The organism is Aquimarina gracilis (assembly GCF_035285365.1).
GTDB classification, from domain to species: Bacteria; Bacteroidota; Bacteroidia; order Flavobacteriales; family Flavobacteriaceae; genus Aquimarina; species Aquimarina gracilis.
In genome coordinates this window covers 258529-284973 of sequence record NZ_JAYKLX010000006.1, presented here as the reverse complement: position 1 = coordinate 284973, position 26445 = coordinate 258529, and the positions used below count along the sequence as shown (strand labels likewise).

At 34.1% G+C, this 26445-nt stretch carries 22 protein-coding genes and 1 other RNA gene; 17 read left to right on the top strand and 6 right to left on the bottom strand.

The genetic code is table 11. The features are described from left to right. Position 1: 1 nt before the first annotated feature. From rpsA to pdxH, 7 genes are all read left to right on the top strand, one after another. On the top strand, positions 2–1801 hold the full coding sequence (gene rpsA / locus U6A24_RS14110) for a 30S ribosomal protein S1 (RefSeq protein ID WP_324180635.1): 1800 nt from the start codon (positions 2–4) through the stop codon (positions 1799–1801). A gap of 146 nt (positions 1802–1947) precedes the next feature. Further along, the gene (gene pyrR, locus U6A24_RS14105) at positions 1948–2487 is read left to right on the top strand and encodes a bifunctional pyr operon transcriptional regulator/uracil phosphoribosyltransferase PyrR (protein WP_324180634.1); all 540 of its coding nucleotides are present in this window, start codon (positions 1948–1950) and stop codon (positions 2485–2487) included. Positions 2488–2528: 41 nt separating this feature from the next. Continuing rightward, positions 2529–3458: an aspartate carbamoyltransferase catalytic subunit gene (locus U6A24_RS14100; RefSeq protein WP_324180633.1), complete on the top strand. Its 930-nt coding sequence runs from the start codon at positions 2529–2531 to the stop codon at positions 3456–3458. Between the two features lie 3 nt (positions 3459–3461). Then, complete coding sequence (locus U6A24_RS14095) at positions 3462–3794, top strand: ribonuclease Z (protein ID WP_324180632.1); 333 nt, start codon at positions 3462–3464, stop codon at positions 3792–3794. 46 nt (positions 3795–3840) lie between these two features. Beyond that, positions 3841–4299 (top strand): thioredoxin family protein, encoded by a 459-nt coding sequence (locus U6A24_RS14090; protein WP_324180631.1) that lies wholly within the window; start codon positions 3841–3843, stop codon positions 4297–4299. 58 nt (positions 4300–4357) lie between these two features. Further along, positions 4358–5263 (top strand): ribonuclease Z, encoded by a 906-nt coding sequence (locus tag U6A24_RS14085; RefSeq protein WP_324180630.1) that lies wholly within the window; start codon positions 4358–4360, stop codon positions 5261–5263. A 74-nt stretch (positions 5264–5337) separates the two neighbouring features. After that, positions 5338–5985: a pyridoxamine 5'-phosphate oxidase gene (gene pdxH, locus U6A24_RS14080; RefSeq protein ID WP_324180629.1), complete on the top strand. Its 648-nt coding sequence runs from the start codon at positions 5338–5340 to the stop codon at positions 5983–5985. Positions 5986–6008: 23 nt separating this feature from the next. Here pdxH and U6A24_RS14075 read toward each other — a convergent pair whose 3' ends face one another. Continuing rightward, complete coding sequence (locus tag U6A24_RS14075) at positions 6009–8201, bottom strand: OmpA family protein (protein WP_324180628.1); 2193 nt, start codon at positions 8199–8201, stop codon at positions 6009–6011. Between the two features lie 385 nt (positions 8202–8586). Here U6A24_RS14075 and U6A24_RS14070 point away from each other — a divergent pair, with 385 nt between their 5' ends. From U6A24_RS14070 to U6A24_RS14055, 4 genes are all read left to right on the top strand, one after another. Continuing rightward, positions 8587–9072 carry a SixA phosphatase family protein gene (locus U6A24_RS14070; RefSeq protein WP_324180627.1) on the top strand — a complete coding sequence of 162 codons (486 nt, stop codon included), beginning with the start codon at positions 8587–8589 and terminating at the stop codon, positions 9070–9072. After that, on the top strand, positions 9072–11177 hold the full coding sequence (ppk1, locus tag U6A24_RS14065; RefSeq protein ID WP_324180626.1) for a polyphosphate kinase 1: 2106 nt from the start codon (positions 9072–9074) through the stop codon (positions 11175–11177). The genes U6A24_RS14070 and ppk1 overlap by 1 nt, the downstream gene beginning before the upstream one ends. A 5-nt stretch (positions 11178–11182) precedes the next feature. Beyond that, positions 11183–12085, top strand: coding sequence for a Ppx/GppA phosphatase family protein (locus tag U6A24_RS14060; RefSeq protein ID WP_324180625.1), 903 nt, complete (start codon positions 11183–11185; stop codon positions 12083–12085). 78 nt (positions 12086–12163) lie between these two features. Beyond that, complete coding sequence (locus U6A24_RS14055; protein WP_324180624.1) at positions 12164–12724, top strand: porin family protein; 561 nt, start codon at positions 12164–12166, stop codon at positions 12722–12724. A 77-nt stretch (positions 12725–12801) separates the two neighbouring features. Here the strand turns inward: U6A24_RS14055 and miaE are convergent, their stop codons facing one another. Together miaE and U6A24_RS14045 are read right to left on the bottom strand one after the other, a co-directional pair. Further along, positions 12802–13383, bottom strand: a complete 582-nt coding sequence (miaE, locus tag U6A24_RS14050; protein WP_324180623.1) for a tRNA-(ms[2]io[6]A)-hydroxylase — start codon at positions 13381–13383, stop codon at positions 12802–12804. Positions 13384–13496: 113 nt separating this feature from the next. Then, entirely contained in the window at positions 13497–15317 is a 1821-nt protein-coding gene (locus U6A24_RS14045; RefSeq protein WP_324180622.1) for a DNA polymerase III subunit gamma/tau, read from the bottom strand. 126 nt (positions 15318–15443) lie between these two features. Here U6A24_RS14045 and rnpB point away from each other — a divergent pair. Continuing rightward, an RNA gene (rnpB, locus tag U6A24_RS14040) (RNase P RNA component class A) lies at positions 15444–15747 on the top strand. A 65-nt stretch (positions 15748–15812) separates the two neighbouring features. Continuing rightward, positions 15813–16940, top strand: a complete 1128-nt coding sequence (gene bshA, locus U6A24_RS14035) for an N-acetyl-alpha-D-glucosaminyl L-malate synthase BshA (protein WP_324180621.1) — start codon at positions 15813–15815, stop codon at positions 16938–16940. A 36-nt stretch (positions 16941–16976) separates the two neighbouring features. Here the strand turns inward: bshA and U6A24_RS14030 are convergent, their stop codons facing one another. Both U6A24_RS14030 and U6A24_RS14025 read right to left on the bottom strand, forming a co-directional pair. Beyond that, the gene (locus tag U6A24_RS14030; RefSeq protein WP_324180620.1) at positions 16977–17489 is read right to left on the bottom strand and encodes an outer membrane beta-barrel protein; all 513 of its coding nucleotides are present in this window, start codon (positions 17487–17489) and stop codon (positions 16977–16979) included. Between the two features lie 73 nt (positions 17490–17562). Next, positions 17563–18378, bottom strand: a complete 816-nt coding sequence (locus tag U6A24_RS14025; protein ID WP_324180619.1) for a DUF1338 domain-containing protein — start codon at positions 18376–18378, stop codon at positions 17563–17565. 160 nt (positions 18379–18538) lie between these two features. Between U6A24_RS14025 and U6A24_RS14020 the strand changes: the two genes are divergently transcribed. After that, complete coding sequence (locus U6A24_RS14020) at positions 18539–19021, top strand: Lrp/AsnC family transcriptional regulator (RefSeq protein WP_324180618.1); 483 nt, start codon at positions 18539–18541, stop codon at positions 19019–19021. Further along, a complete protein-coding gene (locus U6A24_RS14015) occupies positions 19014–21938 on the top strand; it encodes an FAD-binding and (Fe-S)-binding domain-containing protein (RefSeq protein WP_324180617.1) in 2925 nt (974 codons plus the stop codon). Before U6A24_RS14020 ends, U6A24_RS14015 begins: the two co-directional genes overlap by 8 nt. Here U6A24_RS14015 and U6A24_RS14010 read toward each other — a convergent pair whose 3' ends face one another. Further along, entirely contained in the window at positions 21939–22778 is an 840-nt protein-coding gene (locus U6A24_RS14010; protein WP_324180616.1) for a UDP-2,3-diacylglucosamine diphosphatase, read from the bottom strand. A 350-nt stretch (positions 22779–23128) separates the two neighbouring features. Here U6A24_RS14010 and gndA point away from each other — a divergent pair, with 350 nt between their 5' ends. Next, positions 23129–25039 (top strand): NADP-dependent phosphogluconate dehydrogenase, encoded by a 1911-nt coding sequence (gene gndA / locus U6A24_RS14005; protein ID WP_324180615.1) that lies wholly within the window; start codon positions 23129–23131, stop codon positions 25037–25039. 3 nt (positions 25040–25042) lie between these two features. Then, positions 25043–26389: a GntP family permease gene (locus tag U6A24_RS14000; RefSeq protein WP_324180614.1), complete on the top strand. Its 1347-nt coding sequence runs from the start codon at positions 25043–25045 to the stop codon at positions 26387–26389. The last annotated feature ends 56 nt before the right edge of the window (positions 26390–26445 follow it).

The window sequence follows — 26445 nt, the reverse complement described above, 5'->3', positions numbered from 1 at the left end:
AATGTCTGAAGAAACAAAAAACACAGATGTTCAGGAAGCATCTCCACAACAGGCTAATCCTGAGCAATTTTTAAAAGATTTTAACTGGCACAATTACGAAGAAGGAATTGATCCTATCGAAGACTCTAAACTTGAAGAGTTTGAAAAGTTAGTTGCTGAAAACTTCGTAGATACTCTTAATGATGAGGTAGTAATGGGAACAGTAATCAATATTACTGATCGTGATGCTATTATCGACATTAATGCAAAAAGTGAAGGGGTTATCTCATTAAACGAATTCCGTTATAACCCAGATCTTAAGGTTGGTGACAAAGTAGAAGTTTTAATTGATGTTCGAGAAGACGCTACTGGTCAGTTAATCTTATCTCACCGTAAAGCTCGTGTAATCAAAGCATGGGATAGAGTAAATGCAGCACATGATTCTGGTGAAATCGTAAATGGTTTTGTAAAATGCAGAACCAAAGGAGGTATGATCGTTGATGTATTTGGTATTGAAGCTTTCTTACCAGGTTCTCAAATAGATGTGAAGCCAATCCGTGATTATGATGCATATGTAGGAAAAACAATGGAATTTAAAGTGGTAAAAATTAATCACGAATTTAAAAACGTTGTAGTTTCTCACAAAGCGCTTATCGAAGCAGATATCGAAGAGCAGAAAAAAGAAATTATTGGTCAATTAGAAAAAGGTCAAGTATTAGAAGGTACTGTTAAGAATGTTACTTCTTACGGTGTATTCGTTGATCTTGGAGGAGTTGACGGACTTATCCATATTACAGACCTTTCTTGGTCAAGAATTAACCATCCAAATGAGATCGTTGAACTTGATCAGAAATTGAACGTTGTAATCTTAGACTTCGATGAGGCTAAGACACGTATCCAGTTAGGTCTTAAGCAATTGAAACCTCACCCATGGGAAGCTCTTGACAAAGAACTTAAAGTTGGTGATAAAGTAAAAGGTAAAGTTGTTGTAATTGCAGATTATGGTGCGTTTATCGAAGTTGAAGAAGGTGTAGAAGGATTAATTCACGTTTCTGAAATGTCTTGGTCAACACACTTACGTTCTGCTCAGGATTTTGTAAAAGTTGGAGATGAAGTAGAAGCTGTAATTCTTACCTTGGATAGAGAAGAGCGCAAAATGTCACTTGGTATTAAGCAATTAACTCCAGATCCATGGACAGATATCACTTCTAAGTACCCTGTAGGTTCTAAGCACTCTGGTATTGTGCGTAACTTCACAAACTTTGGAGTTTTCGTAGAGCTTGAAGAAGGAATCGATGGTCTTATTTATATTTCAGACCTTTCTTGGACTAAGAAAATCAAGCACCCATCAGACTTTACTAATGTCGGTGAGACTCTTGATGTAATCGTTCTTGAATTAGATGTTGAAGGACGTAAATTAAGTCTTGGCCACAAGCAAACAGAAGATAATCCTTGGGACAAATATGAAACTGAATTTGGTGTAGGAACTAAGCATACTGCAAAAATTGCAGATATTGTTGACAAAGGAGCTACTATCGAATTTAACGAGGATATCGTTGCATTTGTGCCATCTCGTCACTTAGAGAAAGAAGATGGAAGCAAAATAAAGAAAGGTGAAGAAGCAGAATTCCAAATCATTGAATTCAGTAAAGAATTCAAACGAGTGGTAGCATCTCACACTGCTTTATTTAGAGAAGAAGAAGCTAAAATCGTAAAACAAGCGGCTAAGAAGGCTGCTGCAAGTTCAGCAGAAAAAACTACGCTTGGTGATATCGATGCATTAGCAGATCTTAAAGCTAAAATGGAAAAAGGCGGGAAGTAATTCTTGTACTTTTTTACAATAAATAAAAGACCATTCATTTTGAATGGTCTTTTTTTATGTTTATAATTCTCAAAACTTATAGGTCTACTCATATATAAATTCTAATTTTTCATTACTTTTGTATACCAAATATCCATTTGGAGATTATGAGTCAAAAATTACTACTTAGTGCAAAGGAGATAGATATTATTCTGCACCGTTTGGCTTGTCAATTAATAGAAAATCATACGCATTTTAAGGATACAGTGCTTATAGGTGTCCAGCCTAGAGGTACGTTTGTAGCCGATAGGATCAAGCAGATTTTGGTGAATGATTATCAGATCAAAGACATAAAGCTTGGCTATTTGGATATCACTTTTTATAGAGACGATTTTAGAAGAGGAGAAAAACCTTTAGAGGCCAATAAAACACATATTGATTTTGTAGTCGAAGACAAAAGAGTTGTTTTTATAGATGATGTGTTGTATACCGGCCGTAGTATTCGAGCAGCTTTAACGGCGGTACAATCTTTTGGAAGGCCAGAAGAAATTGAATTATTAACATTAATCGACAGGCGGTTTAGCAGACATTTGCCTATCCAACCAAATTACAGAGGGAGACAAGTTGATGCCATAAACCAAGAAAAGGTGAAAGTTCATTGGGTAGAGAACGAAGGTGAAGATGCGGTATATTTGATGAGTAAATAACCTTGAACCATATTTTAGGAACGATAACTTAAAAAATTAAAATGAGCGAATTAAGTGTAAATCACTTATTGGGAATAAAATACCTTAATAAAGAGGATATTAATCTAATTTTTGAAACTGCAGATCATTTTAAAGAAGTGATCAATAGACCCATCAAAAAAGTTCCCTCGCTAAGAGATATTACAATAGCAAATCTGTTCTTTGAAAATAGTACACGAACCAGACTTTCTTTTGAATTGGCTGAGAAAAGACTTTCGGCAGATGTAATTAATTTTTCGGCTGCATCATCTTCAGTAAAGAAAGGAGAAACTCTTATTGATACCGTAAACAATATTCTCTCTATGAAAGTAGACATGGTGGTGATGAGACATCCTAATCCAGGAGCTGGAGTTTTTCTTTCTAAGCATGTTGATGCTAGTATCGTAAATGCAGGAGATGGAGCGCATGAACACCCTACTCAAGCTTTGTTGGATTCATATTCAATTCGAGAACGATTAGGAGAAGTGGGAGGTAAAAAAGTGGTAATAGTGGGAGATATTTTACACTCAAGAGTGGCGCTGTCCAATATTTTTGCCCTAAAATTACAAGGAGCTGAAGTAAAAGTTTGCGGTCCAAAGACTTTAATTCCCAAATATATCGAAAAATTAGGAGTTCAAGTAGAAACAGATCTTAGAAAAGCACTAAATTGGTGTGACATTGCAAATATGTTGCGAGTGCAGAATGAAAGAATGGAAATTAGTTATTTCCCTTCTACAAGAGAATATACACAACAGTTTGGGGTAAATAAGAAAATATTAGATAGTCTGGATAAAGAAATTGTAATTATGCACCCAGGACCCATCAATCGTGGAGTTGAGATCACGAGCGATGTAGCTGATTCTAATCAAGCCATTATATTAGATCAGGTTCAAAATGGAGTTGCAGTGAGGATGGCAATTATATATCTTTTAGCTTCAAAAATTAAACGGTAATTTATGATTTTTAATAAAGAAGGTTCTACGACTATAATTACACAAGAAAAAACAACAATTGTTGAATTTGTTAAAGGTATCGAAGATAGGTATGAAACACTAAAGAACGATAATATTATCGTTAACCTGTTTTCCTTGGAAAAGATTTCTATTGATGATATTAATGAGTTTTTAAGAATTTCAAACACTCATAAAGCCTCAAAAAGGTCTTTCGTAATTGTAACAAACAAAGTGTCTTATGATGAAGTGTCTGATGAAGTTACAATCGTTCCCAGCTTGCAAGAAGCCTATGATTTGGTAGAGATGGAAGAAATAGAGAGAGACTTGGATTTTTAGAAAAAAAATTCTGTAATCCACACTACCTTTTTACGTCTTATAGTATATGAATATACGAGCCCCATTTATTGTTATGTTATTTTCTGTGCTTTTTTTGAACAACCTAGCAGCACAGGATTGGAAGTATGACTTAGACGAAGCCTTGACGTTGGCAAAAGAAAAAGATCAAAAAGTTGTTTTGTTTTTTACAGGATCCGATTGGTGTCCTCCATGTATAAAATTAGAAAAACATGTTTTGTCGAGCGATAAATTTGCCAATTTTGCCCAACAGAAGTATGTTTGGTTGAAAGCCGATTTTCCGAGACGGAAAAAAAATAGAATCCCAAAAGAGCAAAAGATCAAAAACAAAAAATTAGCAGATCGCTATAATAAGAAAATGATTTTTCCGGTTATTTTGGTGCTTAATAAAGAAGGAGTGGTATTGGGAGCTACTGGGTATCGTAGAGATCTGGATGTAGAAGGGTATATATCATTGCTTCGTACTTTTGATACCTTTGGAGAATAAAACTTCAACAACGTAGATTTGAATAACTATTTATCACTAATATAACTTATAGGAAAAATTGAAATTAACAGTTTTAGGTTGTTATTCTGCAACACCCCGTACGTTTACAAACCCAACATCACAGGTTCTGGAAATTAATAACCATATCTTTTTGATTGATTGCGGAGAAGGAACCCAGGTCGAATTGAGGCGAAACAAAGTGAAATTCTCAAGAATAAAACACATTTTTATTTCGCACCTTCATGGTGATCACTTTTTTGGATTGGTAGGTTTGATATCTACATTCAGGTTGTTGACCAGAGAAACACCACTCCATATATATGGCCCAAAGGGAATAAAAGAAGTAATTACATTGCAGCTTAAACTTTCTAATTCCTGGACCAATTTTCCTTTGCATTTTCATGAACTTACCAGTAAAGAATCCAAGATTGTTTTTGAAGACGAAAAAGTAACGGTTACCACTATACCTTTACAACATAGAGTGTACTGTAATGGTTTTTTGTTTAAGGAAAAACCGGGAGATCGAAAATTATTGATGAGTAAAGTGCTTAATTATGATATAGATAAGGCGTATTATCGTTCTATAAAAAAGGGTAACGATGTTACTCTAGATGATGGTACCGTAATTTTGAATAAAGAACTAACCGAAGATCCAAAACCTGTAAAAAGCTATGCATTTTGTAGTGATACCAAGTATGATGAAGATAAAATATCAATAATCAAGGGGGCTACGGTATTGTATCATGAGTCTACATTTTTAGAAAGCCATCAATATTTGTGTGAAACCACTGGACATAGCTCGGCCAAAGAAGCGGCTACAATAGCCAAAAAGGCTGAAGTAGGAACTTTGGTTTTGGGGCATTATTCTACAAGGTATGATAATATTGAATTGTTTCGAGAGGAAGCAAAAACTGTTTTTGATAATGTAGAAATCGCCGATGATGGTAAAGTTTTTGATTTCTAAATCGAATAAAACTCTTATTTTTTAATGACTTTACAATCTTAAAATAGGTAAATTGCACTTTATTTTTTGACGTTATGAATAGAGATCTCACCAATTATAGAAAATCTTACGAGAAAAGCTTTTTGGAAGAAAATAACTTACCAGATTCTCCTTTTGTGTTGTTTTCAGAATGGTTTAAAGAAGTTGAAAATGCCGGTGGAGTAGAAGAAGCTAATGCTATGACTTTAACCACAGTTGGATTAGACGGTTTCCCCAAGAATAGAGTAGTGCTACTAAAAGGTGTAGATGAAGATGGGTTCGTTTTTTATACCAATTATACTTCAGAAAAAGGGAAGGCTATTTCAGAGAATAATAAAGTTTGTTTATCATTTTTTTGGCCAAACTTAGAGCGACAAGTAATAGTCAAGGGTACTGCCAAAAAAGTAAGTGAAGAGAAGAGTGTTGCTTATTTTCAATCGAGACCCAGAGGCAGCCAACTTGGCGCATGGGCTTCCAATCAAAGCAAAGTAATCATTTCCAGAGAAATGCTAGAAACGCGAATAGCTTCATTAGAAAAACAATATAAAAATACTGAAATTCCTAAACCTTCATTTTGGGGAGGGTACTGTGTCGAACCTTATTCATTTGAGTTTTGGCAAGGCAGACCAAACCGTTTGCATGATAGAATACGGTTTTTAGTGTTAGAAAATGAAAAATGGCAAATTAGCAGGCTTGCTCCTTAACTCTTAACTTAAAAACTAGGTAGCTACATAATCACAAAGCTAGACCTCCTGTTTTTTTGATATTCATCTTCAGAGCAGTCTTGACCATCTTTACAGTTATTTACAGGTCTACTTTCTCCATATCCCATATAGGAAAGGATGCGGTTTTTGGATATGTTTTTACTAATTAAGTAATTATATATAGACTCGGCTCTTTTTTGAGAAAGATCCAAATTATACATTTCACCACCACGACTATCAGAGTGAGTTTCGATTTTTATAACCATGTTAGGGTACTCATTCGTCATTAGGTTAACCACTCTATTTAGCTCAATTTCAGCCTTTTTGGTGATATCCCATTTATCAAAATCAAAATAAATTTCATTAAGATTGATAAGGTCATTTATAGTTTTTCCAATCTCAATGTCTGAATTTAAAGAGGTTTCAGGAGATTTATTTGTTTGTACAATATCACCAGGTTTTATACCTCCACTTTCTGTATTATTCGATTTTTTAGTCTTATCAAAATCACCAGGATTAACTTGAGCAATACGAGTGTCTAATTTCTTTTTGGGTATAGCTACCAAACTACTAGCATTGGGGCAGTTTAATTCACTAATATCAATAGCTAGTTTAAATTGATAGTAATCAGGTAAATCACACTTGTTTATATGATTGTATCCTTTAGAATATTTTATAGTTTCATTTAATGAACCATTAAATTCTGCTGTGACAGGTTGATCTACAACCATGATATCATCGATAGTCTCAATAGACTCGCAACTAGTATCGACTATTACATTGTAGCTTATCTTAAAAGGTTCGCTATCGGTTTTAACCATTTTGTTTGGTACACTAAAACTTAAAGTTCTAGTCTCTTCATCAAATTTTGTTTTTATCTTTTTTGAAGGGAGTTCCAATGACTTTTCTGAAAAAATTACATTCTTTGGCAGAATATCTTTGATGACAGTGTTTTTTGCATCATCATTACCGTCATTGTAAACTGTTAAGTTGTATGTTATTTGTTGCTTAGGTGCCAGAACATCCTCTGGGTGTACATAGGTGTTATCGGCATATTTTGACCTTTTTATTATATGAATTGCAGGTTCATAAATATCAACACTAAAAGCTACCGCCATTACAGAATATCCGTCATTATCCGTAGATAATCTAAACTTAGCTTCTGTTTGATTATTTCCGATAATACTGTTTCGTATATTTTTTATTTCAAATAAATCAGCATCATAACCTAATGTATTCTGACTGGCAGGAACACGGGTTTTAACATTTCTGCCATTTTCAGTAATATTGGCATTAAAGAAATTGTTCATTGGGTTCGTTCCATCAGCCAAGCTTTTGTATTTGTTTGTTTCATTGGACATCACCTGAAATCGATCCCCTCTTATTCCTTTATCCCCTTCAAAAGCAATTACCCCAATTTTTCCATGCACGGCTCCGTTTGGAATGGTCTGGAAGTTATCAAAAGAAAAAGCTACGGGTTTTGCTCTGGAGTCTATATTTACAAAACCGTCGTATACATAAAATCTTTTTCTTGGCTTAGTGTCATCTTCATAAATTACCACCATAGTCCATCCTCCAGTAAGTCCATTACCAAGTTTTGGATCGTTATTTACTTCTGATGTTGTAGCGGGGATATTAGCGAGCGTATAAGTTCCTAATGGATTTTTAAGGCTTAATACTTCTTTGGTAATATCTTTATAGCACGAATATTGCTTAAATAAAGATTTTTCGTCATTATAATAATCATGAATTATTTCTCCATCAGTTATAGTAGAATATGTATTGTGTCCAGGGTATTTAATTTTAACAGAAGTTATATCATGTTGGCGATTTTCATCCGCATAAGCAGCAGTCCAATATAGGCCTACATGTTTAATAGAATTACATTCTGCATCGATAATAAGGTCGGCACTACTTGAGTTAAATGTAGTAGGATCATTATCTATATCGATAAAACCCATTTGAAATTGATTATTCAACCCACCATCATTATAGCTCTTGTTAGGATCAAAAATCCCAGAACCATCATCATTACTTACTTTACCCAGAATTGTATTGGATACAAATTTAAAATCACCTCTAAAAGTGAACTCTGTCCTTTTTTCTAGAGGTACCTCTACTTGGCTATATACTGAAGAATATATTAAGCATATAATAAGTAGGTTTATAATTTGAAATCGGGTAAGATTTCTTTTTTTCATCATTTCTTTTTCCACTTCTTGTCTTTTTTAACCCTAATTGATTATGATAAATTTGTGCTCATAATGTTGTTGGGGAAACATTGTGATTTGAGGGAAAACCGTAGTGTAAATTTAGATTTTAACATTTGATTTTTTAAGAAAAAACATAATTTTTCGATGTAAATATGTTTTTTATCGATTAAAATCATTTATGTATCAGCTTCATTTTCATTAAATTATCAAATATGTTTAGATTTATAAGTACTGCTTTTCAATGGGTTTTCTAGTTTAGGTTCGAACTAAAAAATAATTTGCTTTAGCGCCTTTAAATTATTTTTGTATTCTAATATTTAGATTTGTGAAATCGAATGCTTAAACTTGTATTATATAACTCCGTTTCGGTAAAAATAGTATCCAATTCATGAAAACTTTGTATATGATCAGACATGCGAAATCCTCGTGGGAGTATGATGTTTCTGACGATAAAAGGCCACTTAATAAACGAGGGCTAAAAGATGCGGATTTGATAGGTAAAGAGCTCCAAACAGTAGTGAAATCGGTAGACAGGATTCTTTGTAGTCCAGCGGAAAGGGCGCATGCTACCGCAAAAATTATAGTAGGCTACTTGGATTTTTCTGATTATATATTCGATTTAGAACCAAGACTTTATGATTTTGGAGGTAATCATGTTATCGAAGTTATTAAGAGTTGCGATGACTCTGTAGATTCATTAATGATTTTTGGGCATAATCATGCATTTACTGCCATAGCCAATCTATATGGAAGTGAAAAGATTGATAACCTCCCAACAGCAGGAGTTGTTGTAATTCAATTTGATGTAAACAAGTGGAAAAACATCGATGTAGGAAAAACCTTATTAAAAATTTTCCCTAAATTTTTAAAATAATGATAGAAATTGCTACTAATCAATATATTAATAGAGAATTAAGTTGGTTGCAGTTTAATGCAAGAGTACTTCAAGAGGCGGCGGATGATTCGGTGCCGTTATTAGAGCGATTACGATTTATAGGAATCTTTTCTAACAATCTCGATGAATTTTTTAAGGTTCGCTATGCTACTATAAAAAGAATAGATTTGGCTGGTAAGGATGGAAAAAATGTTCTTAAAGGGACCACTGCCAGTGATTTATTAGAGAAAATAACCAAAATTGTTATAAAGCAACAGGCAGAAAGTCTTAAAACCATTGAGACTATTTCAAAAAGACTTAGGGAACATAATATTTTCATAGTCGATGAAAATGAGGTGACTCCCGATCAGGATGCATTTATTCGCAATTACTTTATTACCAAGGTAAGTCCTGCTTTGGTAACTTATATATTAAATGACTTAGATCAATTTCCGCATTTAAAAGATAGTGTGGCCTACCTGGCGGTAAAGTTGGTGTTAAGAGATAAAGTGCCTAAAGAAGGTAGGATCTCAAAGATATTACAACAAACCACCAAAGAGAGAATATATGCTTTGATAGAAATCCCAAAAGATACCGATCGTTTTGTCGTATTGCCCGAAAAGGACGGCAAACAATTTATTATCATACTTGATGATTTAATAAGGTATTGTATGCATATCAACTTTAGTATTTTTGATTATGTACGAGCTTCTGCACATATGATTAAGATTACAAGAGATGCACAATTAGATTTTGATAATGACCTAAGCAAAAGTTTTATTCAAAAAATATCAAGCAGTGTTAAATCTCGTAGAGATGGGGAGCCTGTAAGATTTGTGTATGACAAAACAATAGAAAAAGACACCCTTGAATTTTTAATGGATAAAATGGGTGTTGATAATATGGATAGTATTATTCCTGGCGGTAGATATCACAATCGCAGAGATTATATGAATTTTCCTGATTTGGGAAATAAAAACCTTGTATATCAACAAATAAAACCACTGGCTATACCTGGGCTCGTTTTACAAGGAAGCCTTCTTGATAAAATTGCTAAGAAGGACTTTTTACAATATACTCCTTATCATACATTTTCATATACTGTTAAATTTTTGAGAGAGTCGGCAATCGACCCCAAAGTAAAAAGTATTAAGATTACAATTTATAGGCTGGCCTCTATTTCTCACATAGCCAGTTCTTTAATTAATGCTGCCAAAAATGGAAAAAAAGTTACTGTTCAAATCGAATTGCAGGCTCGTTTTGATGAGGCCGCCAACATACGATATGCCGAACAAATGCAACGAGAAGGGGTAAACTTGATTTTTGGAGTACCGGGATTAAAAGTGCATTGTAAAGCTTGTGTAATAGAAAGAGAAGAGAGAGGAAAGCTAAAAAGATATGGTTTTATTAGCACAGGTAACTTTAATGAATCTACTGCCAAAATATATACCGATTACACTTTGTTCACTACAAACGAAGCTATTTTAAAAGAAACCAATCGAGTTTTTAAATTTTTCGAAATAAATTATAAAATCAATCGCTATAAGCATTTACTGGTTTCACCACACTATACCAGATCTTCATTAGTGAAGCTAATCAACAAAGAGATAAAGAATAGTAAATTAGGATTGCCCGCCAAAATACGTTTGAAATTAAATAGTCTAAGTGATTATGACATGATCGATAAATTGTATGATGCAAGTAGAGCAGGGGTAAAAATTGACCTTATTGTGCGCGGTATATGTTGCTTGATACCTGGTATTGAAGGAATGAGTGAAAATATTAGAGCAATAAGTGTTGTAGATAAATTTTTAGAGCACCCCCGATTATTTATTTTTGAGAACGGAGGAGAACCAAAAGTATACATTTCTTCTGCAGATTGGATGACGCGTAATCTTGATAGAAGAGTAGAGATCTCCTGTCCTATCTATGATGAGGATATAAAGTTAGAACTAATAGAAACTTTTGATATTAGTTGGAATGATAATGTAAAAGCTCGAAGACTTTCTCAAGACCAGGATAATGCATACATTAGAAACGATAAAGAAAAAGTTAGATCACAAGTTGCTACTTATGATTATTATTTACAAAAACTAGGAAATTAATTATTTTGTTGACTATAGAAAAATATGGAGCCATTGATATTGGTTCTAATGCCGTAAGATTATTGATAAGTAGTATCCATGAAGAAGAGGGACAGACTACTCGGTTCAAAAAAACGAGTCTTGTTCGCGTTCCTATTCGTTTGGGAGCCGATGTTTTTAAGACTAAGAGAGTATCTGATGAAAACATTACAAGAATGATAGATACAATGCATGCTTATCACCTCTTAATGAAGACACATAAGGTGGTTAGATACAAAGCATGTGCTACTTCTGCAATGCGTGAAGCAGAAAATGGAGAGGAAGTTGTAAAACTTATTAAAGAAAAAACTGGAATTCAGATCGATATTATTGATGGTAAAGATGAAGCAGCCATTATTGCAATGACAGACCTTAATGATCTAATCAATACTGATGCTACCTATTTATATGTAGATGTAGGAGGAGGAAGTACCGAGTTTACATTATATCATAATGGAAATATGATAACCTCACGATCTTTTAAACTTGGGACAGTAAGGCTTCTTAATAACCTGGTTTCAGGTGATGTCTGGACCGAAGTAGAACAATGGATTACAAAACATACTTCAGAGTATTCGAGAATTTCTTTGATTGGGTCTGGTGGAAATATCAATAATATTTTTAAGAATAGTGGAAAAAGCGCGGGCAAACCTCTGTCTTTTTTATATCTAAGTTCATATTACGAATTGTTAAATTCATTAACCTATGAAGAAAGAATATGGCAACTTAACCTAAATCAAGATAGAGCAGATGTAATTATTCCCGCCGCTCGTATTTATCTTTCAGCAATGAAATGGAGTGGAGCCAAAGATATTTATGTTCCAAAGATTGGGTTATCAGATGGGATTATTAAGTCATTATATAATGAGAAACTTAAGAATCATAAGTAAGTTTTGTAAAATCTGTATATTTACAATAAAAATTACCCTAAATTATTTAATACCAGAAACTAACCTAAAAATTTTACTATGAAGAAAATTTTACTTCGTATTACCTTCTTTTTATTTTTTTTAAGCATTTGTGTCAATGCTCAAGAATCTTCATATGGTGTACGACTCGGTGCCAACTTAAGTTCAATTAGTTCAGATGATATAACAGATGATCTGGAGGATAGCAGATTCGGGATCGTAGTTGGATTCCTGGCAGAATTCCCAGTAAGTGAAAAAATAAACATTCAACCAGAATTTCAATATTCTGCACAAGGTAATGATGATGAATCATTAAGAGTCGATTACCTACAATTGCCAATATTTTTGAAATACAATTTTAATGATAGATTTAATATTCACATTGGTCCACAGGTAGGTCTTAAAATATGGGAATGGGAGCAAGATGGGGTAATAGAAGCCGATTTTAATACTTTTGATTTTGCAGCCGTAGCAGGACTAGGTGTAAACCTTACAGAAAACTTTTTTGCCGATTTAAGATATGGTTTTGGTCTTTCGAACATTATTGATGACGAGAATATTCCAGGAGATTTTGAAGGAAATAGTAGAAATATTCAGCTTTCGTTCGGGTATAAACTATAACTCGAATAATAATAATAATAATAATAATGAAATAAGAGTATAAAAAAAGCTCACTAATATTAGTGAGTTTTTTTGCTTTATCCATGAATTGTTTCTTTATTTCCCAAGTTTTTCATAATCTCGGCTTCATAGTCTAATAAATCCTGCCATTTTTGATCTACTTCTTTGCGATCTCCGTATTGACGAGCAAAATTTAGAAACATCGTATAGTGATTAGCTTCACTTACCATCAAATCTCGATAAAACTTAGATAATTCTTCATCTTCCAGTTCTTCAGAAAGTAATTTAAAACGTTCGCAGCTTCTGGCTTCAATAAGTGCGGCATACAATAATCGATGCACTAATTGAGTCGTTCTACTTCCACCTTTAGGAAAAAAAGTTACTAATTGTAATACATAGTCATCTTTTCGGTCTCTGCCAAGTACCCAACCACGTGCAAGAATTTTGTCATGAACCATTTTGAAATGGCTAATTTCTTCTTTTACAAGTTTTGTCATTTCCTGTACTAGTTCTGTATACTCTGGAAAGCTAACAATAAGTGAAATAGCTGTTGAAGTTGCTTTCTGCTCACAATAGGCATGATCCGTTAAGATTTCTTCGATGTTTTTTTCAACGATATTAACCCATCTCGGGTCTGTAGGGAGTTTTAAACCAAGCATCTTTCTTAATATTTTTATGTGGCTAAAGAATCAATTTTTACAAAGATATTATAAAAATTGCCACTGCTTTAAAGCTAAAAGCCTGGAATTTCTGAGTTTTCATTAATTTGCTGCTATAAATCCAAATCAAAATCCGTTCGTAGTTTGTCTATAAGAGGGTTTTTCTCTTTTAACTTTTCATATTTGTCCTGAGGAGTAAATGCATATTTTTTTGATGCCTCTTCGTTGACCGTGATAACCAACTCTACACTGTAATTATTTAGTTTTTTGTACATAAATTGAAACAGTCCGGGTAGGGCAGTTTCAAGATCTACTTTCATGGATTGATTTGGTAATTCAAGATGAATCTTTTCCCCTTTCATTACAGGGATATTCATAGCGAACATAGATCCAAGGATTCGTTCCCCTTTCTTATCTTGCATTTTACCATATTCAATCCAAGCACCCTGCATTTCAGATTCCGTAAAATCCTCCATAGGAAGGTTTTTAGGATCGACCACATTATCGACCTTTTTTTCTTGATGCTCCTTTTTCTTTTTTATACTGCTTAATGATAAGCCTGAAGTTTTTCGGCCTTTGTTAATTACAATAGGTTTTTTTTCTATCGTTTCCGGAACTTCAGAAACAATAGCCTTTTGTACAACAATCTCTTGAATATTTGTAATATTTGTAGGTGCTGTTATGTTGTTTTCAACAGTTTCTACATACGGTTTTTCTTCATCAACCTTTTGTTTTTCAACTATAGATGTTGGTTCATTAGGCTTTTCAGAAATTCTCTCTTTTGCTTTGGTCGAGATCTTGATAGGTTTGATACCTTTTTCTTTGAAATACTCGGGCGGAATTATGTAGGGTAGGTCATTTTTTTTTTCTCCGTCTTGTTTAACCAAGATAGAGGCAAGTTGCATCAAGCATAATTCTACTAATAATCTTTGGTTTCGACTAGTTTTGTATTTCAGATCGCAATCATTGGCAAGTTCAATAGCTGTGATTAGAAAGTTGTGGGGAGATTTTTGAGATTGCTCCAAATATTTAGTCTTTGTCTGTTCACCAACTTCCAAAAGATTAATGGTAGCAGGATTTCTACATACCAATAAATCCCTGAAATGAGATGCCAAACCTGAAATGTAATGATGTCCGTCAAACCCCTGTGATAGGATTTCATTAAACTCAAGTAATAACTGCGGTATGTTGTTTTCCAGAATTAAATCGGTCGACTTAAAATAAGTTTCGTAATCAAGAACATTAAGATTTTCTGTAACTGCTTGTCGGGTAAGATTTTTACCACTAAAACTTACTACACGATCAAAGATCGATAAAGCATCACGCATGGCACCATCTGCTTTTTGTGCGATAATTTGTAAAGCATCTTCATCTGCTGTAATACCTTCCTGAGCGGCTACCAGCATCAAATGATTTTTGGCATCGGTTACTGTGATTCGCTTAAAATCAAAAATCTGACATCGTGATAAGATGGTAGGTATAATTTTATGCTTTTCGGTAGTGGCCAAGATAAAAATGGCATGCTTTGGAGGCTCTTCTAATGTTTTTAAGAATGCATTAAAAGCCGCTTGAGATAGCATATGTACCTCGTCAATAATATATACTTTATATTTTCCTACTTGTGGAGGTATGCGTACCTGGTCAATAAGGTTTCTAATATCATCTACCGAGTTGTTTGAAGCGGCATCAAGTTCGAATATATTAAATGCAAAATCTTCATCAGGGTGTTCGTTTCCGTCTTGATTTATGGTTTTTGCCAAAATCCTTGCACAGGATGTTTTTCCAACTCCTCTAGGGCCAGTAAAAAGTAATGCCTGGGCCAGGTGGTTATTTTCTATAGCATTAAGCAGCGTATTGGTAATAGCTTGTTGTCCCACAACATCCTTAAAGGTTTGGGGTCTGTACTTGCGCGCCGATACTATAAAATGTTCCATCGATACAAAGTTAAAAATTGAAGACAAAAAATAAATTTTAGTTGGGGATATTTATTTTTAGTTATTAACAGTCAGAAATAACCTCATATGCTTGACTTTTGTAGTAGAATTATTATACTTTTGCACACAGCAGATCACCTTATCGCGGCTTTTGGCCGAGGAAAGTCCGGACACCGCAGCGCAGTATAGCGGGTAACACCCGTCCGTCGAAAGACGAGGACAAGTGCAACAGAAAGAATGTACAGGTAATGCTGTAGTGAAATCAGGTAAACTCTATACGGTGCAACGCCATGTAAACCAACTTTTGAGGGTTGCGCGCCCAATGTTGGAGGGTAGGCGGTTAGAACCATTAAGTAATTGATAGTCTAGATAAATGATAAGGGCCCCAACTTGTTGGGGAACAGAATCCGGCTTATGATCTGCTTTTTTTAAAACTACTTTAACAATTGCCAATACTATTTTTCTTGTACCTTGTGCAGCAAAGAAAACGAATAAATGAAAATTGCTATTGTTTGTTACCCCACATTTGGAGGAAGTGGGGTGGTTGCAACAGAATTAGGTATTGCACTTGCTAAGTTAAATCATGAAGTACATTTTATTACCTATAAGCAGCCTGTAAGACTTGATTTGCTCAATCCTAATATACATTTTCACGAAGTAAATGTACCTACATATCCTCTTTTTCATTACCAACCTTATGAATTAGCATTATCTAGCAAATTGGTAGATACTATAAAGAAGTATAATATCGATCTTCTACATGTTCATTATGCTATACCTCATGCATATGCTGGTTATATGGCAAAAAAGATGTTGGCCGAAGAAGGAATATATGTGCCCATGGTAACAACTTTACATGGTACTGATATTACTTTGGTAGGTAATCATCCTCATTACAAACCAGCTGTTACTTTTAGCATTAATAATAGCGATATTGTTACTTCAGTTTCCCAAAGTCTTAAAGAGGATACATTGCGTTTGTTTGATATTAGAAAAGATATCCAGGTAGTGCCCAATTTTATTGATGTAAGTCACCAAAAAACAGATTTCACAGATTGTCAACGTGATGTAATGGCTGCGCCTGAAGAGCGTATTGTTACGCATATTAGTAATTTTAGAGCTGTTAAGCGTATTTCCGATATTGTAGATATCTTTTATAATATTCAAAAAAAGGTGCCGGCAAAATTATTAATGGTAGGAGAGGGACCCGAACGAAAACCGGCCGAAATCAAATGTAAAGAGTTGGGAATAAAGGATAAAGCTATTTTCTTGGGTAATAGTAATGAAATAGATAAAATCTTGTGTTTTTCAGATCTGTTCTTATTGCCTTCAGAAAGAGAAAGTTTTGGACTTGCAGCACTAGAAGCCATGGTAAACAAAGTTCCAGTAATCTCAAGTGACGCAGGAGGAATACCTGAAGTTAATAAGCACGGTGTTTCTGGATATTTAAGTAAAGTGGGTGATGTAAAGGAAATGTCTGAAAATGCGATCAAGATCCTGGAAGAAGATCACATTTTGGAAATGTTTAAGTATAACGCGTATAAAGAGGCCGAAAAATTTGATGTAAATGAAATCGTTCCTAAATATATTGCTTTATACGAAAGTGCATTAGCAATATCTTAGGAACGATTTTATTATTATTATGGTTTATTTGTTGTTTTAGAATAAGTATCTAACACCAAATCCCCAATCCATTTCTAAGTCATCTGTAGCATCGTCAAATCCAATTTCTGGTCTTAGATCAAATGAAACGTGCAACGGAATATCAAACTTATATTCTATACCTACTGTTCCTGCAATAAAGAAGAAAAAATCGTTATCATCAGAGCTCACTCCTGGGATATCAGGAATATCGGTATCAACATAAGCAAGAGATGCTCCAGGTCCTACATACCAATTTAATCCTCCATCAATATTAAATACCCAATGGTATAAACCGGTAAGCTTGTATAGGTCTACATCAATTCCTCCGTCATCATCACTTCTCCAACCAAAATCAATCTCAACTCGATTATCATTACTTACCGCTCTTTGATATGAAGCTTCAATACCTATACCATTATCGTCATTGCTTCCTAATCGAAGACCTATGGCATTTTTAGATAAGTCTTGTGCTTGTACTGCACCAATGGCAGCAAAGAAAAAAGTAAGTACTACTAAGATTTTTTTCATAATAAATTTGGTTTATTGTTAATAGCCCAAATATAACGTTAGATATTTACTTTTAATATATATATGGTTTTTTTTAAGAAGTTTTTTGCAATTCCATATCGGTACTCTCAAAGATTTTATCTGCAGAATTTGCTACAAATCCGGTAAACAGACTACCGTCTTCTTTTGCGTAACGAAAAGCAAATTCATAATAACATGAAGTAATTTTTCTTGTCTTTTCTTCAAACGCTACATCTATGGTATCTGCCAAAATGCTCGATTGTTCTAGGTATAGAGAAGAATTTCCCTTTATCTCACCACCAGAAGTGTTCATTTTAAAACCACAAAGTTTTAAAAACTCATTCACTTCAGATAGCGTATCAAATGACTTTAATTTGTTTACATCTACTGTGAAATGATTGGAACAAAAACCATTAACATACATCCATGCGGCATATTCAGATTCTGCAAGGAATTTTTCATAAACAGCGTATACCGGTTTTTCCCACACTCTTCCTTTTAATACAAGATCTTCGGCTTCAAACACAGTGGGGTTCACTTGATCTAAGATTTTCTGAATACTAGAATGAAGTGCCAGAGAAACTTCTTCAAGAAGCAACTCGCTAATAAATATTTTTGGAGCATTAGCATCAGTTTTATGCTCGAAGTGTTTGGCATATAGTTTTTTTGCCTTAAAATGATATTCTCCTTTGGCTTCATATCCCATTGTAAGAAATGGTCTTGAAAGTACTTCGATGTTTACGCGTGGATCATTAAAGGTACGTAGAGCAATATGGTCATTGAAAACAGTATCTCCTTTATTCTCGAATAACGTCTTAACTTTTTCTGCAGAAGGGGTTATGGCGGTATAATTTTGCCAAAGTTGTTCAAAAAAATATTTAGAATCCATTTTAAATGTGTTTTAATCTGATACAAAATTATTATTTTTGACTGTTATTTTTTATTTTAAGTACTTAATTAACTATTATATTGTATGTTTTATGTTAATATGACTACTATGCTTTTTGGAGATACAAAATTGACATTGGATCTTTTAATTTTTTAGAGTTATGCATCATTTTGATTATATAGATCAGCAAATATTACTACAAATACGAGAAGATGCCCGAAAACCGTTTTCTCAAATTGCCGACGAATTAAAAATATCTAACTCTTTGGTTCATCAGCGAATTAGAAAACTTAAACAGCGCGGAGTAATAGATCAGGCAGAGTTTATTGTGAACGAAAAACAAATAGGGTTTAGGACAAAATCTTATGTAGGCATTAAGCTTAGAGAAGCACGATACGCCGAGAAGGTTGTTGAGGGGTTAAAAGAAATACCAGAAATCCAGGAATGTAATTATGTTTCGGGTAATTATGCGATTTTCATCCTTATTTTTGCATATGACAATCAACATTTAAGAAAGATCTTGTACGAACAAGTACATCAAATAGATGGTGTAGCTGGAACCGATAGTTTTATTTGTTTTGATACCAACTTTAAAAGACCTGTGTCTTTGGATGCTATCGTAAAGACGAAAAAATATGATTAATACTGCAATACTTACCTCTTTTTGTGACGAATTAGAAGGTGAGATAAAATTTGATACGCTTAGTAAATCACTTTATGCGACAGATGCATCTGTGTATCGAAGAATTCCTTTGGCTATTGCTTTTCCAAAATCCAAATTAGATATTCAGAAGTTAATTCAATTTGCGAATAAATATAAAGTTGGGCTTATCCCAAGAACTGCGGGTACTTCTTTGGCAGGTCAATGTGTGGGAGATGGGATTGTGGTAGATGTATCAAAACATTTTACAAAAATCATTTCTGTAGATGTTGAAAATAGTACGGTCACGGTGCAACCCGGAGTAATTAGAGATGATCTTAATCGTTTTTTGGAACCCTATAGACTGTTTTTCGGGCCAAATACTTCTACATCAAATAGGTGCATGATCGGAGGGATGGTTGGTAATAATAGTAGTGGTACGACCTCAATTCAATATGGAGTTACGCGGGACAAAGTTTTGACGATGAATACCATTTTGTCTGATGGAAGCGAAACCATTTTTTCAGAAATTACTAGCGAATTATTTCATAAAAAACGAAATACAGAGAATCTCGAAGGAAGAATTTATCAAGAAATTTATAAACAGCTTTTACCGGAAGCAGTTCAAAAAGAGATCAAAGAGAATTTTCCCAAACCAGAAATCCATCGCCGAAATACGGGATATGCAATTGATGAGTTAATAGATACGCAAGTCTTTTCAGATAATTCTTCGAATTTTAATATGTGCAAATTACTTGCGGGAAGTGAAGGTACATTGGCTTTTACAACCCAAATCACATTGCAACTGGATAAATTGCCACCACGTGAATCCCTTATGGTTGCTGTACATTTTAGCACAATTGATGATTGTATGAAAGCCGTTGCTCCTGTAATGGAACATCAGTTATTTACTTGTGAAATGATGGATAAAACCATTTTAGATTGCACAAAAAATAATATAGAACAATTAAAAAACCGATTTTTTATTGTTGATGATCCAGAAGCTATTTTGATGTTAGAGTTGCGTAGCGATTCTGCCGAAAGTTTAGAAAAAAAGAAAATTGCTTTGCTGAAGACATTAGAAGAATCAGGACTTAGCTATGCAAATCCTATTTTATTAGGGCAGGAAATTAATCAGGCTCTAGAACTACGCAAGGCAGGACTTGGTTTGCTGGGTAATATTGTTGGTGATAAAAAAGCAGTTGCCTGTATTGAAGATACTGCTGTGGCTATATCGGATTTAGCAGATTATATTTCTGAATTTACGACAATAATGAAATCCTATGATCAGCAGGCGGTGTATTATGCCCACGCTGGTGCGGGAGAACTTCATTTAAGACCTATCCTGGATCTTAAAAAAGATGAAGATGTTACATTGTTTAAAAAAATAACCGATGATGTCGCTGAACTTGTAAAGAAGTATAAAGGATCAATGAGTGGAGAACACGGTGACGGAATTGTGCGAGCGGGCTACATCCCTTTCATGATAGGAGATAAAAACTATGCTATTGTAAAAGCCATAAAGGAAGCTTTTGATCCTAATTATATATTTAATCCTGGGAAAATTGTCAACGCTTTTGGAATGACCGAAAAGTTGAGATACGAAGTTGGCAGAAAAGAGCCTGTAATTGATACCTTGATGGATTTTTCTGATTCTTTGGGAATTTTGCGAGCGGCCGAAAAGTGTAACGGAAGCGGAGATTGTCGTAAATCGGTTGAAGCCGGAGGTACTATGTGTCCAAGTTATCGTGCAACAAAAAATGAAAAAGATACTACTCGAGGCAGAGCCAATGCCTTACGTGAGTTTTTAACTACTAGTGACAAAAACAATAAGTTTAATAATAAGGAATTAAAAGAAGTATTTGATCTTTGTTTAAGTTGTAAAGGATGTGCTAGCGAGTGCCCATCAAATGTGGATGTAGCATTACTCAAATCGGAGTTTGAGTATCAATACCAAAAGAAGAATGGAATTTCTTTGAGAAGCCGATTATTTGCTAATAATAATCGACTTAATGAGTTAGGAAGTATAACACCAGGAATCACTAATTTCTTTTTTAAAAATGCATTTACTTCGGGACTGTTAAAATCTTCAATGGGAATTGCAAAAAATCGCCAGTTACCATTGTTAAGTAAGCAATCCTTACGAAGGTGGTGCAAAAAGAACATAGAAAAAAATCAACCTGCAAAGCCAATAAAAACAGTTTACTTGTTTATAGATGAATTTACAAATCATCTGGATACGCAGATAGGAATTGATACTATCGAATTTCTAACTGAACTAGGATATGAAGTAAAAGTAACCAATCACAAGGAAAGTGGACGAACTTTTATTTCAAAAGGACTTCTTAATCAGGCAAAAAGGTTGGCAAATTATAACGTTAATATTTTTAAAAATATTATTTCGAGTAAAACACCTTTAATTGGTATAGAACCGTCTGCAATTTTAAGCTTTAGAGATGAGTATCTAAGATTAGCTGATAATAAAGAAGATGCAAAATTATTAGCGCATAATACATTTTTAATAGATGAGTTTTTAGCTACCGAAATTAAAAACGGAAACCTGTCTGCAAGTCAGTTTACGAAAGAGGCTAAGACAATTAAGCTGCATGGTCATTGTCATCAAAAAGCATTGTCCAGTATTCATAATACTTTTCAACTACTCAATTTGCCAGAGAACTTTAAAGTAACTATTATTCCTTCAGGTTGCTGTGGTATGGCAGGTTCTTTTGGGTATGAAAAAGAACATTATGATATTAGTTTGCGTATTGGCGAACAAACCTTGTTTCCATCTGTTAGAAAAGCAACAGGTGATACTATTATTGCCGCCGTTGGAACCAGTTGTAGGCATCAGATAAAAGATGGGACTGGTCGTAATTCAAGTCACCCAATTAGTATTTTGCGGGCCTCATTAAAGGTTTAATCAGATCTTTTGTAAAGAGGTAATGTTGGCAAGGAGTATCTCGGGATTTATTACCAGTTCTTCTAAATCTTCCTGGGTTTCTGGGTAGGTTTCTTGTTGTTCTTGCTGGTAATACACAAGTTTCCATTTTTGATTATTATATTCTAATGAAGTGAGGTTTTCTATCCAATCTCCTGAATTAAGATAAGTGCAAGAACCATTTTTATCGGTATATTTTCTCATTTGTGGTTGATGAATGTGTCCACATATTACATAATCATACTCATTTTTCACGGCTAATTCGGCAGCAACATCTTCAAAATCATTAATATACTTTACTGCCTTTTTTACACTGTTTTTAATTCTTTTGGATAGAGAGAACTTTTCTTTACCTATTTGTACCAAAACCCAATTTATAGCCTGGTTTAACAAAATAAGCATATCATAACCCCAACCGCCTAGCTTTGCTAGCCATTTTGCATTTTGTATTGAGGCATCAAAAACATCACCATGAAAGAACCACGCTTTTTTACCATCAAGTTCTAGTACCAGTTTGTCAACCAGCTTGAAGTCTCCAATTTGCGTATCGCTAAATTTCCGTAGTATTTCATCATGATTACCAGTGATGTAAATTACTTCGGTACCTTTTGAGGCAAAAGAGATTACTTTTTTGATGATTTTAAGGTGAGCTTTGGGAAAATAACGCTTCCTAAACTGCCAAATATCTACAATATCTCCATTAAGAATAAGGGTATTTGGTTTAATGCTGTTTAAATAATTGAGAAGTTCTTTTGCTTGACATCCATATGTTCCCAGATGAACATCTGAAATAACTACAAGATCAACAATGCGTTTTTTCATAAAAACAAGTTAATTACACAAATAAAGCATTATTATGGTAAATTAGTATTAAGACATTATGAGAATATTGTTATCTCTATTTGAATTATTTGAATTGATATTGTTGAAATGTTAACAAGCTTTTTTTGTGTTTAAATAGTTGGTAATTAGGTTTTTAATTAAGGTGTCGAGATTGCATAATCTTTTTTAAAACCTTTATAATTCTTTAAACTATCTTAACAATTGATATAGGTTCTTGTTTTGTCTTGAAGTATACTTAAATTCATATCACTTTTTAATAAGTTCTTTTTGACTTTGTTATTTAATTAGGGTTAATCAAATTTTAATAAGCATGAAGTAAAACTTTGATATTGGGGAAAAGAATTATATATATAGTTTATGGTGTGTCTGGTTGTGGAAAAACAACAGTAGGAAAAGAATTGTCAAAAAAACTGGCAATACCTTTTTATGATGCCGATGATTTTCACTCTCAACAAAATAAGCAGAAGATGGCCACTGGAATGCCGTTGGACGACAATGATAGAAAACCCTGGCTGTTAAGATTAGCTCAAGAGATTGGCAAATGGCATATAAGTACAGGAGCGGTATTAGCCTGTTCTGCATTAAAAAATTCTTATAGAGATCTTTTAGAATCTATTGATTCTAAGTATATTCAATGGATTTATTTGCAAGGAAGCTATGACTTAATTGCTCAGAGACTTCAAAAAAGACAAGATCATTTTTTTGATGCTACATTATTAACATCCCAATTCGAAACCTTAGAAAAACCGTTTAGAGGAATAATTGTTAATATAGAAGATATTGTAGAAAATATTATAGATAACATCATGATGATATTAGATGGTACCAAACAAGAAATTGGATTGATAGGCCTTGGTATAATGGGGAAAAGTTTGGCTAAAAACTTGATTTCCAAAAATTTTAGAGTTTCGGTGTACAATAGACAGGTTAAAGGTAAAGAAGTAGATGTAGCTCAAAATTTTGTTAATGATCACCCAAATGATAATGTCTTGGGCTTTGATGATATTCCTTTATTTGTTTACTCATTGGCTAAACCCAGAGTAATAATACTTATGGTAAATGCTGGTAAGGCCGTAGATGCTGTAATCGATGAATTGTTACCTTATCTGAATCCTGAGGATTGTTTAATAGATGGTGGAAACTCCCATTTTAAAGATACCGATCGGAGAATTTCAAAACTTGATAAACTAGGAATAAATTTTTTGGGAACTGGAATATCGGGAGGAGAACAAGGGGCATTAAAAGGTCCTTCTATGATGCCGGGGGGAAGTAAAAGCGGATATGAACTTGCAGGAACGTATTTAGAATCTATTGCCGCAAAGGACAAATTTGGGAACTCTTGTTGCTCGTTTTTGGGCTTAGGAAGCTCAGGACACTTTGTTAAAATGGTCCATAATGGGATTGAGTATGCAGAGATGCAACTAATAGCTGAGATATACCACTTGTTAAGATTTTACGTTGGAAAATCTCCCAAAGAAATTGCCACTATTTTCGACTCATGGTGCAAACAAGGAAAAAAATCATATTTGCTAGAAATTACGGCCAAGATTCTTAGAACAAAAGAAGGTAATGAGTATTTAATTGATAAAATTTTAGACAAAGCTGGTCAAAAAGGAACTGGTAGTTGGACCATTACAGCTGCTCTCGAAGAAGGGGTAGCTATTTCAAATATTTTTGATGCCGTTGCTGCACGTTCTTTGTCTTCACAGAAAATGCAAAGAATAGAAGCAGCAAAAGCTTATTCATTGCAGGATAGTAATGTACCCCCACTTAACATAAATTTGGACTATCTTGAGAAATCCTTTGAAATTGCCAATATATCTAATCATCATATCGGATTTGATTTAATCCAGAAGACTTCAAAATCGAATAATTGGCAACTCAATTTGTCTGAAATTGCAAGAATTTGGACTAATGGTTGTATAATTCGAAGTGAATTGATGGAAGAATTATCACTTTTATTTGGAAAGGAAAATGATACAGAAATACTTATGTTTCCTGAAATAATAGATAAAGTGAAACCAGGCATAAGTGCTCTTGCTAATATTGTGGCTTTGGGTCTTTTGGCTCAATGTTCACTTCCGGTTTTATCTTCAACCATAAATTATGTACTTACTTATACTTCAAAAAATACATCTGCAAATATGATTCAGGCACAACGAGACTTTTTTGGTGCCCATACTTATCAAAGAATTGATAGGCCTTGGGATCAATATTTTCATACAAACTGGAAAGAATAAATTATGGATTATCAATTAATAGTTGCTGTAATTGTTGGCATTGCTGCTTTGTTATTCATGATACTCAAACTACGTATACAGGCATTTATTGCTTTGTTAATTGTCTGTATTATAGTGGGATTGCTTTCCGGGCTCCCTGTAAAAAACGTAATAACAAGCATTAAAAATGGAATGGGTAGTACTTTGGGGTTTGTTGCTACTGTTGTTGGTCTTGGAGCATTATTTGGCGGAATACTCGAAAGTTCTGGAGGAGCAGAAGGTTTAGCAAATTACATACTTAAACTAGCAGGTGAACGTAATGCTTCCTGGGCATTGATGATTTCAGGTTTTGTTATTGCGATTCCTGTTTTTTTTGATGTAGCTTTCATTATATTAGTTCCTATTTTGTACGCAATAGCCCAAAGAACAAGAAAGTCTTTATTACTATATGCTATACCGTTATTGGCTGGTTTGGCAATCACACACAGTTTTATTCCACCAACTCCTGGACCAGTAGCTGTAGCCGATATTTTGGGAGCCAATTTGGGTTGGGTAATAGTTTTTGGTTTTGTAGCTGGTATTCCGGCGGCTATTATTAGCGGGCCAATATTGGCAAAGTATCTTGATAGGAGAATGTTTGTTCCGGTCCCAGAGCCAGGAAAAGTAGTAAACATAAAAAAGGACAGCTACCCTAATCCATGGCACATTATTATGATAATAGCATTGCCCATTTTTTTTATTATTCTTAAGACGGTTTTACTTGGTGGTTCGAATAAAAGAATTGAGTTTCCAGAGTTTTTGACAGAGCTTATTTTTTTGCTTGGGCACCCGTTTACAGCTCTTATTATTGCAAATCTAATTGCATGGTATTTTTTGGGTATAAAACGTGGTATTACCAAAGAAGAATTGTCTAAAATATCTATGAAATCTTTTCGTCCTGCAGGAGCTATTATCCTGTTAACGGGTGCCGGAGGAGCTTTTAAACAAATTTTGGTAGATACAAAAGCCGGAGAATTGCTTGCATCATCTCTACAAGATTCAAATATCCATCCGTTGGTTTTTGCTTTTATAGTTGCTGCTTTAATTAGAGTACTACAAGGCTCTGCGACTACTGCTATGATAGCGGCAGCAGGGATTGTGTCACCAATAATATTGGCAAATAACTTTGGTGCAGCCCAAATTGCTCTTTTTGTTATATCGATAGCCTCTGGCGCAACTATATTATCTCATGTAAATGATAGTGGTTTTTGGTTGGTTGGTCAATACTTGGGGCTAAATGAAAAACAAACTTTTAAATCTTGGACAGTGATGACAACTTTGATAGCAATTACTGGATTGTTAATAGCTGTTCTATTGTGGTATATTACCTAAAATGATTCCGACTATGATGTAAATTTGTCATTAATCAATACGAAATGGAGTATCAA

Bases quoted from the DNA above. Each gene is read 5' to 3' on its own strand.
- U6A24_RS14045 (WP_324180622.1), bottom strand. From the start codon at position 15,317: ATGGAACATTTTATAGTATCGGCGCGCAAGTACAGACCCCAAACCTTT.
- U6A24_RS14010 (WP_324180616.1), bottom strand. From the start codon at position 22,778: ATGAAAAAACGCATTGTTGATCTTGTAGTTATTTCAGATGTTCATCTG.
- U6A24_RS14000 (WP_324180614.1), top strand. From the start codon at position 25,043: ATGGATTATCAATTAATAGTTGCTGTAATTGTTGGCATTGCTGCTTTG.
- U6A24_RS14030 (WP_324180620.1), bottom strand. From the start codon at position 17,489: ATGAAAAAAATCTTAGTAGTACTTACTTTTTTCTTTGCTGCCATTGGT.
- pyrR (WP_324180634.1), top strand. From the start codon at position 1,948: ATGAGTCAAAAATTACTACTTAGTGCAAAGGAGATAGATATTATTCTG.
- pdxH (WP_324180629.1), top strand. From the start codon at position 5,338: ATGAATAGAGATCTCACCAATTATAGAAAATCTTACGAGAAAAGCTTT.
- miaE (WP_324180623.1), bottom strand. From the start codon at position 13,383: ATGCTTGGTTTAAAACTCCCTACAGACCCGAGATGGGTTAATATCGTT.
- bshA (WP_324180621.1), top strand. From the start codon at position 15,813: ATGAAAATTGCTATTGTTTGTTACCCCACATTTGGAGGAAGTGGGGTG.
- U6A24_RS14020 (WP_324180618.1), top strand. From the start codon at position 18,539: ATGCATCATTTTGATTATATAGATCAGCAAATATTACTACAAATACGA.
- U6A24_RS14090 (WP_324180631.1), top strand. From the start codon at position 3,841: ATGAATATACGAGCCCCATTTATTGTTATGTTATTTTCTGTGCTTTTT.
- U6A24_RS14100 (WP_324180633.1), top strand. From the start codon at position 2,529: ATGAGCGAATTAAGTGTAAATCACTTATTGGGAATAAAATACCTTAAT.
- rpsA (WP_324180635.1), top strand. From the start codon at position 2: ATGTCTGAAGAAACAAAAAACACAGATGTTCAGGAAGCATCTCCACAA.
- U6A24_RS14025 (WP_324180619.1), bottom strand. From the start codon at position 18,378: ATGGATTCTAAATATTTTTTTGAACAACTTTGGCAAAATTATACCGCC.
- U6A24_RS14055 (WP_324180624.1), top strand. From the start codon at position 12,164: ATGAAGAAAATTTTACTTCGTATTACCTTCTTTTTATTTTTTTTAAGC.
- ppk1 (WP_324180626.1), top strand. From the start codon at position 9,072: ATGATAGAAATTGCTACTAATCAATATATTAATAGAGAATTAAGTTGG.
- U6A24_RS14095 (WP_324180632.1), top strand. From the start codon at position 3,462: ATGATTTTTAATAAAGAAGGTTCTACGACTATAATTACACAAGAAAAA.
- U6A24_RS14070 (WP_324180627.1), top strand. From the start codon at position 8,587: ATGAAAACTTTGTATATGATCAGACATGCGAAATCCTCGTGGGAGTAT.
- U6A24_RS14015 (WP_324180617.1), top strand. From the start codon at position 19,014: ATGATTAATACTGCAATACTTACCTCTTTTTGTGACGAATTAGAAGGT.